This is a genomic window from uncultured Duncaniella sp. (assembly GCF_910578445.1).
In the GTDB taxonomy this organism is placed as follows: Bacteria; Bacteroidota; Bacteroidia; order Bacteroidales; family Muribaculaceae; genus Duncaniella.
On sequence record NZ_CAJTQC010000008.1, the window covers coordinates 1 to 15,876 of the forward strand.

The following is a 15,876-nucleotide window of genomic DNA, read 5'->3' on the forward strand; positions in this document are numbered from 1 at the left end:
TAGAAGATGTCTCGGAATACCGAACAGTCGCGATGGGCGTTCTGATATGCCACTGTCGATTTTGATGGCGCACGGCTTATACCGAGATGGTTGAGGTTGCCTGTGGCGGATTTCAGCCCGTTGGATATGTCCCGCACGGAGTCGCAGTTGGAAAACTGACAGAAGACCATGCTGATTAGCTGACTCCACGTGTCATAACCCTTGTTGTGCTTGTCTGTTTGGGCCTCGCGGATTATTTTTCTGATTGTTTGACGGGGTAACTGGGCGATTGTTTGTGCGAAAAGTGTTATATTTGCCATAGGAAGTAGTTGAGTTGGTCGCTCACTACTAAGGTAGTCATTTTTTGCCTTAGTAACTACTTCCTATTTTTATTTTTGCCCAAAACGTTTAGGACAATATTGCTCTAAATCTCCCCAAAAATGGAAGACAAAAAAATCACGCCACAGGAAAGTATGGCGATTATCACGAAAATGATTGAGGATTCAAAACAGCGCCTTGCCACCCCCGACACTCGTGTGTCTGTGATGTGGGCTACACTGTCAATTGTTACAGCAGTCCTTGTCTGGATTCTTTGTTCGGTTACGAATGATTCGAGATACAATTTTATCTGGTTTTCAATTCCTGTCATCGGCTTGCCTCTTAGCTTTTTAATGGGACGCAAATCAGCAAAAAAACGTGTCAGGACATATGTTGAATATGTGACAGATGGAATTTGGCGAATAGTCGGTTACATCTCGATTGCTCTTATTGCGATTTGTCTGATTTACGATCTGTTCGATTACTCGAATATATGGTTGGCTATGTTTTATTTCGCGTTTATCGTTGTCGGTTTTGCCGCTGCAGCGACAGGTGTAGTATTGAAAGAGAAGTCATATTTATTCGGAGGAATATTTTCGACTGTGGCAGGCTTGATAATTTCGGTAAGTTCTCTTTGCGGGATACCGTTACTAATGTCATGGGTTATTCCGCTCTATATCTTCTGTTTCTTTGTGATGTTTATCGTGCCGTCGTTTATTATCAGACATAAATTGAAAAAGACTGCGGAATGAAAGAGCTGAATCCATTGCTGCATTCTCAACTGCGGTTGGCTGTCATGTCTATTCTGATGAATGTGGAGGAGGCTGATTTTGTATATCTCAAAGAAAAGACTGAATCGACTGCCGGAAACCTGAGTGTGCAGCTCGACGAACTTTCGTCGGCCGGATATGTGGCGATAGAGAAGGGGTTTATCGGGAAGAAGACACGGACTGTGTGTCGCGTTACCGATTTTGGCCGAAAGGCATTTGAGGAATATGTCGAAACCCTGAAAGAGTATCTGAATCTGTAACAGGCATTGATTAGGATTACCTTGGTAATCGTCTAAAAAAAACGAGGGAGAAGCATTACGGCATAAGCTTCTCCCTCTTCTTCAAAATCAACGTCAAAACTATTGTTATATAGCGCCGTAGGTTTTGCTGTTAATCAATATGGGAAATCGGAACTATTTTTGTTCTGCCAGTGATTTTAGTGCATCAAGGTTGCGGTTGCAGTCCTTCTGGAGTTCGGGTCTCAGGATTCCTGCTTCCTGTGAATCTGTCATGTTCAGGTCTGCATAACGGTCTTCATTCATCACATATTCCTCCACGTTTCTGACCGGTTCGCTGTTAGGATATGAGGGCGATGCAGTCAGCTCGGATGAGCCGTTTGAACCGCTATTGTCAGTGCCCGGTATTGGTCGGTCGATAGACAGGGCTTTCTCACCTTTGGCATAAGCTTCCGGATTGAAGCGGTAGAGTGGCCAATAGCCTGATTCTACGGCTCTGCGTTGCTCGACGATAGAGTGCCCGAGTCCCGGCCGGATTCCGTGGGTCAGACATGGGCAATATGCGATTACGATGGCTGGCCCGGGGTAGCGTTCGGCCTCTGAAAGAGCATCTATGGCCTGTTGGTAGTTTGCTCCGAGAGAAATGGATGCGACGTAGACCGAACCATATGTCATCATCATCCGCCCGAGTTCCTTTTTTGCCACGCGTTTGCCGTCAGGCGAATATTTTGCCACCGCACTGCGAGGTGTAGCCTTAGATGTCTGTCCGCCTGTGTTTGAGTAACATTCCGTATCCATTACGAGAATCTTTATCGGTTCGCCGGATGCAAGAACATGGTCAAGCCCGGCAAATCCGATATCGTAGGCCCATCCGTCGCCACCGATACACCAGACGCTTTTCTTTCCGAACATATCGGCATCTTCAAGCAGCCGGGCGTATGCCGGATTTACATCTTTGACAGGAGTGAGCATGGCTTTCAACTGTTCGCCTGTCGCGGCCGACAGCTTTGGATCGTCTTTGGCGGAGTACCATGCCTCAAGCGGCTCTCTGAGATATGGCAGAGTGTCAGGACTGTCGATGAGCTCTTTGACCAATCCGGCTATCCTGCTTCTGCGTTGCTCGACTGCAACGAGCATTCCGTAGCCGTATTCGCCGTTGTCCTCGAATAGAGAGTTGCCCCATGCCGGACCTTTGCCTTGCGGATTGGTGCAGTAGGCGTTAGATGGGAAATTAGCACCCCAGATTGAGCTGCATCCCGTCGCATTTGCAATCAGGAGGCGTTCACCGAAAAGCTGTGTGAGGAGTTTGACGTAGGGAGTTTCTCCGCAACCTGCACACGCTCCTGAGAATTCCAGACATGGCTGTTGTAGCTGAGAGCCGTTGACGGTGGTGCGTGGAAGAAGATTGTCTTTAAGTGTGATATTCTCCTTGGCCCATTCGAGCAGAGGAATCTCTGTGTCGAGCACATCATCAAGCGGTGTCATCGTCAAGGCGTGTCCCGGACATATTATGGAGCATGACGAACAGCCAAGACAGTCTTCCGGATAGTTCTGGATGTGAAATTTGTATCCTTCCAGAGCCGGAGACCCGTGTGCATCCTTCATCGTGAAGTTCTCCGGTGCTTTCGCCGCCTCTTGGGCAGAGAGAATGAACGGACGTATGGCTGCATGAGGGCAGACGAGCGAACATTCTGCACATTCCACACATTTGTCGGCATTCCATACCGGCACACGTGTGGCGATTCTGCGATGTTCGTAGGCGGTCGTGCCCATAGGCAGTATTCCGGCCGGGTCGAGTGCCGAGACAGGTATGAGGTTTCCGAGACCTTTGATACACGGAGTGTGGATGTTTTTTATAAACGTTTCAAGCTGTGAAGATGCAAATCTCTCCTTGTGCTTTGTTTCGGTTTCAGGTTCGGTCAGCCATTCGGCTATTTCGTCGTAGTTGACAGCTTGAAGCGCGTCGACGGTCATGGCTACAGCCTTGAGATTTTTCTCTACGACATCGCCGCCTTCATGGATGTAAGTTTTCTTTATCTGCTCTTTTAGCGCAGCGATTGCCTCTTCGAATGGTATGATGTTTGTCAGATAAAGGAAAACTGTCTGCATCGGCATGTTTATGCGTGTAGCCAGCCCGCATAGGGCAGCTATCCGGTCGGCATCGATATTATAGAATTTAAGTTTCTTTTCGGCAATGGTCCTGCGCATCGCGAGCGGAAGTTTTTCGCACATCTGCCGGGGATTCCAAGGAGAGTTCAGCACGAATATGCCTCCGTCCTTGATTTTGTCTAGCATTGAGAAGCGGTTGACATATGACGCTTTGTGGCATCCTACATAGTCAGCTCCATTTATTCCGTAGGCCGAAGTGACAGGTTGGCGGCCTATGCGCAGCTGGGAAATGGTATAGCCTCCTGACTTCTTTGCCGAGTAACTGAAATAGGCCTGCGCATACAGTCCCGGAGTGTTGCCGATGATTTCTGCGACCTGTTTTGTACCGCCTACCGTGCCGTCGTTTCCGATGGCATACAGGATGGACTGGAATGTTTGTGCGGCCACGTCGGTTTCGATATTGTCTGTCACGTCGAGCGACAGATGGGTGACATCGTCGGTGATTCCTACGGTAAACGGATTCTTTGGAGTGTCTTTTGCCATTTCATCAAACACGGCCTTGACCATCGAAGGATCAAATTCTTTGCTTGAAAGGCCGTAGCGACCACCAATGATTCTGATTCCGGATGAAAGTGATGTATTGCACAGAGCCGACATGACATCCTCACACAGAGGTTCATGTTGAGCTCCGGGCTCTTTTGTGCGGTCAAGAACCGCAATTGTTTTTACGCTGTCTGGAATGGCCTTGCGAAAAGCCTCGACCGGAAAAGGACGGTAGAGACGAATTTTTATGACACCGGTTTTATAGCCTTTTTCCCGGTTAAGATAATCGACGGTCTCGCTGACCACATCTGCGGCCGAGCCGATTGCAACTATCACACGGTCGGCATCCGTTGCTCCGTAATAGTCGACGAGATGGTATTCACGTCCTGTCAACACTGCTACTTTATCCATGTAGTCTTGGACTATTGCCGGAAATGCGTTGTAAAATTTATTGGATGCCTCACGGTTCTGGAAATACACATCGGGATTCTGCGCTGAGCCTCTTTGATCCGGATGGTCAGGATTCATGGCCTTACGCCGGAACTCGTTTACCTTGTCCCAGTTTACAAGCGGACGCATGTCCTCATAGTCAATGACATCAATAGTGTCCATTTCAGACGATGTTCGCCATCCGTCAAAGAAATGTAGTACAGGAAGTGAACCTTCGATTGCCGCCAGATGTGCTACGAGCGCAAGGTCCATTGTTTCCTGCACCGAAGCTGATGCAAGCATTGTAAAACCTGTCGCACGGCAAGCCATCACGTCCTGATGGTCACCGAATATGGAGAGTGCGTGCGTGGCAAGCGACCTGCATCCGACATGGAACACCACGGGAAGCAGCTCACCGGAGATTTTATACATGTTTGGAATCATGAGCATCAATCCCTGTGATGCAGTGAACGTCGTGGCGAGTGCTCCTGCAGCCGCCGCACCGTGGACAGCTCCCGCCGCACCGAGTTCACTTTCCATTTCTTTGACCATCAACGCTTGTCCCATGAGATTGCGTCGGCCGGCAAGTCCCCATTTCTGGGCGGTCTCGCCCATGGAGGCAATTGGAGTTATTGGATAGATGGTGGCCACGTCGCTTAATGCGAACGCCACATGTGCGGCTGCGGTACATCCGTCAAGAATTTGCTTTTTCATCTCCGTTTTTCATTGATAGAGTGGTGTGTGGGTCTGAGAGAGGATAAATAGTGGACATAAGGGAATGCCATTCCCTTATGCCCTGTGATTCAGGATTCTTGGATTTGAATTAGAGCGCTGCGGAGTGTACACACATATCGGTGATCCACAACCACAACGGACAGAATCCGATAAATAAGATTACTGATAGAGTCAGTGAAGATGTGCCTTCGGCTACGTAAGTGTCGTATTCGTCGGCGATGATGATTCCCGAGAATGCCGGAGGAAGGGCAGCCGCTACAACGAGCATCTTGAGGTTGAGCGGATCCATATGGAAAATGAGTCCCATGATAAGTATGACCGCCGGCATCATCACCATCTTCAGGATTGAACCGAGTATAACCTGCCAGTCGATTGAAATTTTGATGGCTGAAAGTGTGATACCGGCTGAGAAGACGGCCATAGATGCGTTTGCACCTTTTATAAGGTCAAACGAAGGACTTGCCCATTCAGGCCAAGGTATACCGACGACAACCCAGACAACAGCGAGGATAGGCGCCCATGCCACAGGCTGCTCGAGTGCATGGATTACAGGAGCCCATGCGCTTTTGTTTTTTGACGAACCGGGATTCTGTTTTTCAAGTGACGCGTTGAGCAGGGACAGTCCCACAGGAATGCCGACCGCATTGACGACGATACCTACGATTGCAACGACGAGTGCAACTGACGGAGTCGTGCCGAAAATCGGCTCGAGTACTGCAAATCCGAGGAAGCCGATGGTCGGCGAACCACTGATAAGAGCCGAAATCGCAGCGTCAGCGCCGGTGTTCTTTTTAAACATCAGGAATACAAAGTAGACAATCATGAAGCAGAGCATGATTCCGACAAGCGAAATAAGCGAAAGCTTTATGTCTTTGGCGAGCATTTCGCGGCTTGCCTGAACGATTGACACGAACAGGGCTGCGGGAAGGGCGTAGTCAAGCACGACCTTGTTGAATTTTTTTGCATCTTCGCCTGAGAAAATACCCTTCTTTCCCGAAATGTAACCGGCCAGCATCACTACGATGATAGGGACGATGGCATAAAGGATAATGTGTTTCATAAACTATGAATTGATGATGAGTTTGACTTTTAGAGACACGGGCGCATGGCTGATTTCTATGTTTCAGATGTCAGATGCGCCCGTGTGAGTCGCGATATTTCGGGAAATTTCCTTAAACGGTGATATCCTGAAGAGGTGCAGGATTCAGATAGCCGATATGGCCTGATTCCTTTCCTGAGTCTGCGGCAAGTTGCACGTCGATGAGACATGGTTTCTTGCTTGCGATGCTTTCGCGCAGAGCCTTGTCGAGTTCGTCGGGAGTCTGGACATAATAGGTCTGAGCGCCGAATGCCGCTCCGAGCTTGTCGTAACGGGCGTGAATGTCGAGTGTGGTTGGAGCCGGGTCTGTTGTCTTGTCGAGCGGAACTCCGACGCCGTTATATATGCCGCCGTTGTTGAATATCACGACCGTTACCGGCAGATTGAAGCGACAGATTGTCGAGAAATCCATTCCTGAGAACCCGAATGCAGAGTCACCTTCAATAGCTACCACAGATTTGCCGGTCGCGACGGCTGCACCGACGGTTGAACCCATGCCCATGCCCATGATGGCCCATGTAGCGCAGTCAACGCGGTGACGAGGGAGCGACATATTGATGGCGTCGCGTGTGTCGTCAAGTGTGTTTGCTCCTTCGTTGATGAGGATTACATCAGGGTTGGATTCAATGATGGGTTTGACAACTCCGAGAGCTGTCCAGTGGTGCATCGGCATCAGCGATTTGGCTTCGGTAAGGCGGTTTGCGAATTTGGCATCCTTTTCCTTCGTCTCTTGTTGCAGCGACTGAATCCATGTCGGGTCAGTACTCATCTTTTTCCCTTCCATCTTTGCAAGCATGGCATCGAGTGCAAGCCCCATATCGCCGACGACAGGTGCGGCAATGGGGACATTGACATCAATTTCCTGTGGCTCGACATCAAGCTGGATGAATTTCATGTCGGGATTCCATTTGCCTCCGTGGCCGAACGAGAGCAGCCAGTTTAGGCGAGCGCCGATAATCATGACGACATCTGCTTTCGCCATTATGGTCGAACGGCATGACAGCGCGCTCAATGGCCCGGCATCAGGCATAAGACCTTTTGCCATGGACATCGGGAAATAAGGAATGTTGTATTTTTCTATGATTGTCTTGATTTTGTCATCGACTTGGGCGTAGGCCGCTCCTTTTCCGAGCAGGATTGCGGGACGTTTGGCTGATGTGAGGATTTCGACGGCGCGCTCAACGGCAGTGTCGTTGGGTGCTACCGGAGAGTAGATGTCGACAGGCTGGTAGAGTAGCTTTTCTGCTTCATCTCGGTCCATGATTTCGCCGAGAGCCGGAGTTGTCATGTCGATATACACACCTCCGGGGCGACCGGAAACGGCTGCTCGATACGCGCGTGCGACTGCCGAGGGGATATCCTTGGCATGGCTGCATCGGAATGCCGCTTTCACCAAGGGTTTGGCTGTGTTGAATTGGTCGAGCTGTTCGTATGTGCCCATGTTCATGTCGACCATAGTCGGATCGCTCGCGCCTGAAATCTGAATCATAGGATAGCAGTTGACGGTGGCATTGGCAGTAGCTGTCAGGCCATTCATGAAGCCGAGTGAGGAGACGGTCATAAGCACTCCGGGTTTCTTTGTCAGGAAGCCTTCGGTGGCGGCTGCCATGCCTGCCTGCTGTTCGTGGCGGAATCCCACGAAACGGATTCCCTGTCCTTGAACGAGGTAGGCAGCCTCGGTAATAGGAATACCGACAAGTCCGTAGACATTTTCGATACCTACGTTTTTGAGCGCCCTTGCCAGAATGTACATTCCGGTCACCTGTTCCGGGAAATGTGGTGACGCTTGCTGGGGTGCGATATTATTGTTGTTAGTTGCCATAAGAATAGATTTGATAGTTGATTGATAGACGTTGCTTATTGTGCTCGGGCTTTACAACTCTAAAAGAAGCGAGGGGACAATTCTCAATTGAATCTGTCTGGCAGACAATTGGAAATTGTCCCCTCGCTTATAATCGTGAAATAAATTTTAGATTTCGTTGAGTGTGAGGCTCAGAAAGCGTCAATGCTTATTTACCGGTTGGCTCGGGCTTTGGGGTAGTTGTGTTGTTGGCTGCGAATTCTGCAATCTGTTCGTCGGTATAGCCATAAGCCTTAAGGATTTCGGTCGTGTTTCCTCCGAGTTCAGGACAAGGACCGTATGTCGGCTGATAGTTTGAAAGGGTGAACGGACATCCGACAGTCACGAATTCACCGACCTTGCCGCCCTGATTGATTTTGACGAGTGTATTGCCGTCATAGAGGCTTTCGTCAGTCATGATTTCTTTGGTTGACAATACCGGGCCTACCGGCACAGCTGCCTTCGAGAGAAGTTCGGTCACTTCAAATTTGGTCTTGTTGATAGTGAACGATTCGATTCTCTTGTAGATTTCCTGTTTGTGTTTGTCGCGTGCGTCGGCGGTGTTGAAATCCGGGTTAGTAAGCCAGTCTTCAAATCCGAGGGCCTTGCAGGCAAGTTCGAAACTCTTGGCATCGCGCTGTAGAATCACATAGACGTAGGCGTTAGGATCAGTTTCCCAGCCTTTACATTTGTATGTCCAGCCAAGAACACCGCTGCCTTCCTGATTACCGCTACGCGGAACGAAGTCGCCGAATTTCTCATTGGGATATTGCGGGAACTGTGTGAGATATCCAAGACGGTCGAGTGTGAGCTGGTCACGGGTCTTGATACGGCAGAGGTTGAGACATGCGTTGTGCATCGACTGATAGACGAAGCAGCCTTCGCCTGTCTTCTCACGCTGTAGGAGTGCGGAAAGAATACCGATAAGAAGGTGCATTCCGGTGTTGGAGTCGCCAAGCGCGGCGCCCGACTGGGTAGGCACATTGTCAGGCCCTTGCCACCATCCTGTTGTAGAAGCGGCAGCTGCGGTCACCTGTGCGATAGGTTCATAGGCCTTGAGGTCTTTGTATTTTGAAGATACCGGGAATCCTTTTATCGTGCCGTAGATACATTTAGGATTGAGTTTATGGACAGCTTCCCAGCTGAAACCGAGCTTATCCATTGCTCCGGGATGGAGGTTTTCGATAAACACATCGGCAGATTCAATAAGCTTCGTGAGGATTGCTTTTCCGTCAGGAGTCTTGGCATCAAGTGTAAGCGACTTCTTGTCAGAGTTGAGCTGAAGGAAATAATAGCTTGGACAATCGGGGTCAAACTGTAGCTCTTTACGTGTTGCGTCGCCCTTGCCCGGACGTTCGATTTTGATTACATCTGCTCCGAGCCAAGCGAGCATCTGAGTACATGAAGGGCCTGATTGTACTTCGGTGAAGTCTATCACCTTGATTCCTTGAAGTGGTGCGGTGTTCATAGTTATAAGTATGAAAATTAGAATTGATGATTATTTATGTTTTGTGCTGTAGTCTTGGATTACTGGTGTTTGACCTACATACACTCCTTTATATTTATGTGTGTATTTTATGTGTGTTTTTGACTTAGACCGGCACTTCTTATATTATGCCGTTGCTTGCCCAAATCTTTATACTTATAACAAACCGATATGTGAAAAGTTGATTTTCCATCTTCTTTAACCAATTTTTTGTAAATTTGCGCCTCTAAATTATTCATGTTTCCCCTAAATTTAAATTTATTAGCTTGAATTTCAGCGTATAATTATTATTGGAGCAACAAGATGCTTAAATTTTTGATTTATGAATAATATCTGTTTGCAATTATTTATTTCGTTTTTTAAAATCGGTGCATTCACCTTTGGTGGGGGATGGGCCATGATTTCAATCATAGAAAAGGAGATTGTCGATAAGCACCGTTGGATAGAGCGCGACGAGTTTCTTGATCTTCTTGCGGTGGCACAGTCTTTGCCGGGTATATTGGCTGTTAATATATCCGTAGCCGTAGGCGACAAGCTTCGTGGCATGAAAGGTTCGCTTGCAGCGGCAGCCGGGTGTATATTGCCGTCGTTCCTGATGATTCTCTGTATCGCGATTTTCCTGACACCTGATCTGATTAAGAATAATCCGACACTGTCGGCTATATTTAAAGGTGTGCGACCCGCCGTGGTCGCCTTGATTATCGCACCTGTGATTTCATCGGCAAAAGCTGCAAAAATAGGGTGGAAGACTATTCTCATACCTGTGGGTGTGGCTCTTCTGATTTATTCAAAATGGCCTGTGGTATCTAATCCCATATTATATATTATAATAGGTGGCTTTTTGGGCTGGCTCTGGTTTTCACATCATGTGAAAACACTTCAGAAAGTTGAAAAGGAAATCAGAAAGGAGGACGAGAAGTTATGATTTATATTAAACTTATATGGTCTTATCTGAAAATCGGTCTTTTCGGTTTTGGTGGAGGCTACGCTATGCTTGCTCTTATCGAGCGTGAGATTGTTGGTCCGGGTTGGATAACAGAGCAGATGTTTACGGATATAGTGGCGATTTCACAAATGACACCGGGCCCAATCGGAATCAATTCCGCTACATATATAGGATATGTCGCACCGGCGGAGTATTCCAGCGATTTTGCCTCACCTCTTTATGGCATACTTGGTTCGCTTATCTGTACGCTTGTGGTCGTGCTGCCGTCGTTTATTCTGGTTGCTTATACAAGTCATCTGATACGCAGGCATAAAGACAGTGTGGTTGTCAAAGGTATTTTTGCAGGTTTGCGTCCTGTTGTCGTAGGTCTTATTGCCTCAGCGGCATTGTTGCTGATGAATGCAGCAAATTTTGGAGAGGAAATGTCACAGGTGCTTTGGAGCATCGCATTGTGTCTCGCCGCATTTGTCCTTGTTTATTGGGTGAAATGGCATCCCATCCTTATAATTTGTCTTGCCGGTTTTGCCGGATGGATAATATATTGAAAATATAGAGTATAATTGGTCGAATTTTAATTGTTAAGCCATGACTTATCAAGAAGCTATTGATTTTTTATATAACTCTCTCCCGGTGTTTCAGCGTGAGGGGGCTTCGGCTTATAAACCGGGGCTGGCTACTTCGGTTGCCCTTGATGATATTTTCGGGAATCCACATAAAGCATATCCTACCGTACATATAGCCGGAACAAATGGCAAAGGTTCGACAGCTCATACGTTGGCTGCTGTTCTTGCCCGTGCAGGACTTAAAGTCGGACTTTATACGTCACCGCATATTTTTGATTTCCGTGAACGCATACGTGTGAATGGTCGTAAGATTTCACAGGAAGCCGTGGTTGACTTCGTGGAGCGATGGAAAAGGTCTGCTTCGGTGGGTGAACTCTCTCCAAGTTTTTTTGAATTGACCTCGACAATGGCGTTTGAATACTTCGCCAAGGAAAATGTCGATGTGGCGGTGATTGAAACCGGGCTTGGAGGACGGCTTGACAGCACTAATATCATATCGCCATGCCTTAGCGTCATCACAAACATATCGCTTGACCATACCGGACTTCTCGGAGACACCATTGAAAAGATTGCTTATGAGAAAGCAGGAATAATCAAACCCGGTGTGCCTGTTGTCATAGGTGAACGGTCGCCGGAAAGCGAGCCGGTGTTCATAAGCAAAGCTAAAGAGGTCGGTGCTCCGATATATTTTGCTGACAGTGTCGAGGCTAGAGTGGAGAATGGTGGAATTGTCTATCCGTCGACTCCGTTCGGCAAGATTGTCGGTGAGCTTTCAGGGGAATGTCAGATAAAAAATACGGCTACTATCCTTTGCGCCATACAGCGGCTGATAGAAAACGGTTTTGCAATATCGTCAGAAGCCGTAAGGGAGGGGTTTGCAAATGTCTGTGGTGACACCGGTTTGATTGGACGCTGGATGACGATATGCAAATCGCCTCTCACTGTATGTGATACAGGTCACAACATTGGCGGATGGGAATATATTGTCCATCAGCTTTCGTCTCGCGAAAGCGGAAAGCTGCATCTGATTGTCGGATTTGTGAATGACAAGGACATCTCTGCGATTCTACAGAAGATTTCGGACATAGATGCCGATAAGATGATTTATTTTTCAGCTCCTTCAGTCCCGCGTGGGCTTAATGCCGGTGAGCTTGCGGAAAAGGCTGCGGAATTCGGTCTGTCAGGGATGGTTGTCCCTGATGTCAACGACGCTTTGTCGTTGGCCACGCAATCGGCCGGTGAGGATGATCTCATACTCGTGGCCGGTAGTAATTTTCTTGTCGCGGACATCAGACTTGAAATCTGATTGTTGATTCCCGCCGTTGAGTCGCTACAGGTGTTTGAGGAACTCGATAGGAGTAAAAAACAGCATCCTTGGTCCGGAATAGCGCATGACAACGCGAATCTTGTGGCGCATTGCCGGAGAGTAACAGTGAATCCGGCAATGTCGGCAGGAACTTTTCCGGTCTCCGAAGGGACATCGTGATAGCCGTGTCTGTGCGTAATCGAGCAGCTCTTTGCAATCATCGCATAATGTCCCATTTCTGTCATGATGACGGTGGCAATAAAGACGTATCATCATTTCGATGATGCGTTTTTCTTTTTCAATACGTGAAGATTTTGCCATTGTATTCGTGATGTGTTATGCCGGGATTCCGGGATTCAGCGACAGAATTGAGTTGTAGTATCTCGCATCGCCGGTGACTTCCTTGCCAATAAATTCAGGCAGAGGTGGTTGGCAGTCAGCCGATGGCATCTCGATTTCTGCTACGATCAATCCTTCGTGTCGCCCGTGGAAAACATCTATTTCCCATTTCCACCCCATGTGGTCGACGATATAGCGAGTCTTGTCGATTGAAAATCCTCCACAGAGGCTCTGCGCCATGTCAACGGCATCGGAGCATGGTATTGAAAATTCCCATTCGTCGCGCACAGCCCCTTTGTTGCGCCCTTTGACAGTCATATAGGCATGTGAGTCTTTGATGCGCAGGCGCACTGTCGAATCAGGATTTGTCGAGATGTATGCCTGCCGGATGTTTGTCGATGATTCGGCTATGGATATGAAAGATGTGTTGGTTACGAGGAACTTACGTTCGATTTCTTTTGCCATTCAGAAACGTTTTTTAGTCTTTTGAGTGTTAAAATAGTGAAAATGGATGGCGACAATGGTGTTAGTATTGTCGATTATATCTACTTTTGCAAAGTTAAAGAAGATTGTCACGATTTGCAACGATTCCACATGGTCAATTTGCGCCCGCGTTTGCGCATCATCATAATTTTAGTCTACATTCTATCCTCATTTAGTGTCGCCGCTGTCAATGTGACAGTGACCGGTGTGGTGCGTGATTCCATTTCACGAGAGCCGGTCCCGTTTGCCACTGTGATGCTGAAAGGAACTGAACGAGGTGTACTGACTGATGACGCAGGCCGTTATACGATTTCCACATCGCTTAGTTTTGACAGTATTTTTGCTTCGGCGATAGGTTATGGCGACAAGACTGTCGCCGTTAAATCAAAATCAGGTTCAATAAATTTGGATATAGACCTGCATCCGACAGGCGTGATGCTTGGTGAAGTGATTGCAAGGCCTAAACGCGAACATTATTCCAAGAAAAATAACCCTGCTGTCGAGTTCATGGAGAAAATCCGGCATACTCAGGACTTTAATGATCCATGCCGTAACGACAATTACAACTACGATAAGTATGAACGCATAACTCTTGCTATAAACGACTATCATCCGCAGGACTCCGGAAAAAAGGGTATAGGGGGGAGTTTCGCATTTCTAAAGGAATATGTTGATACTTCTGAAATTTCCGGCAAGCCGATACTTAACGTCGCTTTACGCGAGAAGCTTTCTTCGGTGCATTTCCGCAAATCGCCTGAGTCGCAGAAAGAATATGTCAGCGGTCTGCGTTCGTCAGGTTTTGACGATGTGCTCGACAAGCAGAGCGTCCAGACTTTTTATGAAGACGTCATGCGTGAGGTTGATGTCTATGATAATGATATAACAATATTGCAGGTGCGCTTTGTCTCTCCTCTTTCACGGATAGCGCCTGATTTCTATAAGTTTTATCTGACAGATACGGTGATGGTCGACACGACACGGTGTGTCGAGCTGACATTTGTCCCGCGCAATCCGAGCAGCCTTGGATTCACAGGCCGCTTCTATGTTCCGGTGGGAGACACAACCATGTTTATCAAACGGATAATATTGCGTGCCCCACACGACATTAACCTTAATTTCATCGAAGGACTTGTCATAAAGCAGGACTATGTAAAGGCATCTGACGGCTCACGCTTGAAGGTGAAGGACGACATGATGCTTGAAGCACGTATCTTGCCCGGCACGCCGGGACTTTACGGCCATCGTTACACCGTCTATGACGGCCACAACTTTGATCCGGCTGCCGATCAGTCGTTGTTTGACCGTGGTGCTGACCAGATTTATGCTCCCGGGGCGAGGTATCAGGACACAGAGTTCTGGACCGAGAATCGAAAAGCCGAGATAGGGCGTGGGGCGAATTCGATAGAACAGATGATGACACGTCTGCGCTCTGTCCCGTTGTTCTATTGGGGTGAAAAGACGGTTCGTCTCGTTACTTCAGGTTATGTTCCGACCGGTAGGCCATCATATTTTGATCTCGGCCCGATGACAACAATGTTCTCATATAATGCTGTCGAGGGGCTTCGTCTAAAACTCGGAGGCATTACAACGGCCAACCTTTCACCCCGTTGGTTCGGACGCGGTTACATAGCCCGCGGTTTTAAGGACCATAAATGGAAATACAGCGCTGAGCTTGAATATTCATTCCGTGACAAGGAATATCATTCGCGCGAATTTCCGGTGCATTCTATCCGTGCGACGCAGCTGTATGACATTGACCGCTTAGGCCAGTTGTCAATGATGCACAATGTCGACAACGTGTTTCTCTCGTTCCGTCGCATGCCTGACCGGCAGGAGACCTATCATCGTGTGAGCAAACTGGAATATATACTTGAGACTGAAAATCATTTTTCGTTAGAGGCGCGCATCCAGCAGGAACGTCAGTACTCCACTCGTTTCATGACATTTGTCAATGGCTATGGTGAAAACTTCGCTCACTATACCATGAATTCATTCCGTCTTCTTCTGCGTTATGCCCCCGGCGAGAAGTTCTATCAGATGAAGACTGGCCGTATGCCTATTAATCTTGATGCGCCGGTCTTTACTCTTTCCCACACTTTCGCGCCTAAAGGATTCATGGGCAATCCGTTTGCATTAAATGTCACTGAAGCCTCTGTCAGCAAGCGATTCTGGCTGTCGGCATTCGGATGTGTCGATGTCGGGATAAAGGGTGGTCATGTGTGGTCGCGCTCTCCTTACCCGAATCTGCTGATACCCGGAGCTAATCTTTCATACATCATACAGTCCGACCTTTTTTCCTGCTTGAATCCGATGGAATTTATCAACGATTCATATGCGCAGTGGGACATTACATATTGGGCCAACGGGGCTATTCTTAACAACATTCCGTTGCTCAAAAAGCTTAAGCTTCGTGAAGCTGTCACATTCAAGGGTGTCTGGGGACATCTGAGTGACCGCAACAATCCGCGTCTTAATCCGGACCTTTACGCATTTCCGGCTATCGCCGAGACTCAGGAGATGACAAATCGTCCGTATATGGAAATAGGAGCGGGACTTGACAATATATTCCGCATTCTGCGTGTGGATTACACATGGCGTCTTACCTATCGCGACAATCCCGGGGCATGTAAGAGCGGCGTGCGTTTCACATTCCATTTTTCATTTTGAAAAATCATTGTTGTCCATCCTGTGGGAA

Annotated in this window: 13 protein-coding genes; 6 read left to right on the forward strand and 7 right to left on the reverse strand. The window is 48.0% G+C overall.

Going from position 1 to position 15,876, the window contains the following annotated elements; all coding sequences use genetic code 11:
• The coding region (locus tag QZ311_RS05055; RefSeq protein WP_297064881.1) for a DUF4372 domain-containing protein at positions 1-299 on the reverse strand (299 nt) is incomplete at its 3' end.
• A gap of 120 nt (positions 300-419) precedes the next feature.
• Between QZ311_RS05055 and QZ311_RS05060 the strand changes: the two genes are divergently transcribed.
• On the forward strand, positions 420-1,049 hold the full coding sequence (locus tag QZ311_RS05060) for a hypothetical protein (RefSeq protein WP_297064884.1): 630 nt from the start codon (positions 420-422) through the stop codon (positions 1,047-1,049).
• Positions 1,046-1,327 carry a transcriptional regulator gene (locus QZ311_RS05065; protein WP_297064887.1) on the forward strand — a complete coding sequence of 94 codons (282 nt, stop codon included), beginning with the start codon at positions 1,046-1,048 and terminating at the stop codon, positions 1,325-1,327. Before QZ311_RS05060 ends, QZ311_RS05065 begins: the two co-directional genes overlap by 4 nt.
• A gap of 153 nt (positions 1,328-1,480) precedes the next feature.
• Here the strand turns inward: QZ311_RS05065 and nifJ are convergent, their stop codons facing one another.
• From nifJ to frc, 4 genes are all read right to left on the reverse strand, one after another.
• Positions 1,481-5,098 carry a pyruvate:ferredoxin (flavodoxin) oxidoreductase gene (gene nifJ / locus QZ311_RS05070; protein ID WP_297064890.1) on the reverse strand — a complete coding sequence of 1,206 codons (3,618 nt, stop codon included), beginning with the start codon at positions 5,096-5,098 and terminating at the stop codon, positions 1,481-1,483.
• Between the two features lie 109 nt (positions 5,099-5,207).
• The gene (locus tag QZ311_RS05075) at positions 5,208-6,179 is read right to left on the reverse strand and encodes an AEC family transporter (protein WP_297064892.1); all 972 of its coding nucleotides are present in this window, start codon (positions 6,177-6,179) and stop codon (positions 5,208-5,210) included.
• A gap of 112 nt (positions 6,180-6,291) precedes the next feature.
• Positions 6,292-8,040 (reverse strand): oxalyl-CoA decarboxylase, encoded by a 1,749-nt coding sequence (gene oxc / locus QZ311_RS05080; RefSeq protein ID WP_297064895.1) that lies wholly within the window; start codon positions 8,038-8,040, stop codon positions 6,292-6,294.
• Between the two features lie 187 nt (positions 8,041-8,227).
• Entirely contained in the window at positions 8,228-9,526 is a 1,299-nt protein-coding gene (frc, locus tag QZ311_RS05085) for a formyl-CoA transferase (RefSeq protein WP_297064897.1), read from the reverse strand.
• A gap of 340 nt (positions 9,527-9,866) precedes the next feature.
• Between frc and QZ311_RS05090 the strand changes: the two genes are divergently transcribed.
• The 3 genes from QZ311_RS05090 to QZ311_RS05100 are packed head-to-tail and all read left to right on the forward strand — an operon-like array spanning position 9,867 to position 12,359.
• Positions 9,867-10,469, forward strand: a complete 603-nt coding sequence (locus QZ311_RS05090) for a chromate transporter (protein ID WP_297064900.1) — start codon at positions 9,867-9,869, stop codon at positions 10,467-10,469.
• The gene (locus QZ311_RS05095) at positions 10,466-11,035 is read left to right on the forward strand and encodes a chromate transporter (protein WP_297064903.1); all 570 of its coding nucleotides are present in this window, start codon (positions 10,466-10,468) and stop codon (positions 11,033-11,035) included. Before QZ311_RS05090 ends, QZ311_RS05095 begins: the two co-directional genes overlap by 4 nt.
• A gap of 40 nt (positions 11,036-11,075) precedes the next feature.
• Entirely contained in the window at positions 11,076-12,359 is a 1,284-nt protein-coding gene (locus QZ311_RS05100; RefSeq protein ID WP_297064905.1) for a folylpolyglutamate synthase/dihydrofolate synthase family protein, read from the forward strand.
• A gap of 24 nt (positions 12,360-12,383) precedes the next feature.
• Here QZ311_RS05100 and QZ311_RS05105 read toward each other — a convergent pair whose 3' ends face one another.
• Together QZ311_RS05105 and QZ311_RS05110 are read right to left on the reverse strand one after the other, a co-directional pair.
• A complete protein-coding gene (locus tag QZ311_RS05105) occupies positions 12,384-12,680 on the reverse strand; it encodes a nitrous oxide-stimulated promoter family protein (RefSeq protein WP_297064908.1) in 297 nt (98 codons plus the stop codon).
• 15 nt (positions 12,681-12,695) lie between these two features.
• Positions 12,696-13,163: a CYTH domain-containing protein gene (locus QZ311_RS05110; RefSeq protein WP_297064911.1), complete on the reverse strand. Its 468-nt coding sequence runs from the start codon at positions 13,161-13,163 to the stop codon at positions 12,696-12,698.
• Between the two features lie 129 nt (positions 13,164-13,292).
• Here QZ311_RS05110 and QZ311_RS05115 point away from each other — a divergent pair, with 129 nt between their 5' ends.
• Positions 13,293-15,848, forward strand: a complete 2,556-nt coding sequence (locus QZ311_RS05115; protein WP_297064914.1) for a DUF5686 and carboxypeptidase-like regulatory domain-containing protein — start codon at positions 13,293-13,295, stop codon at positions 15,846-15,848.
• Positions 15,849-15,876 lie beyond the last annotated feature (28 nt).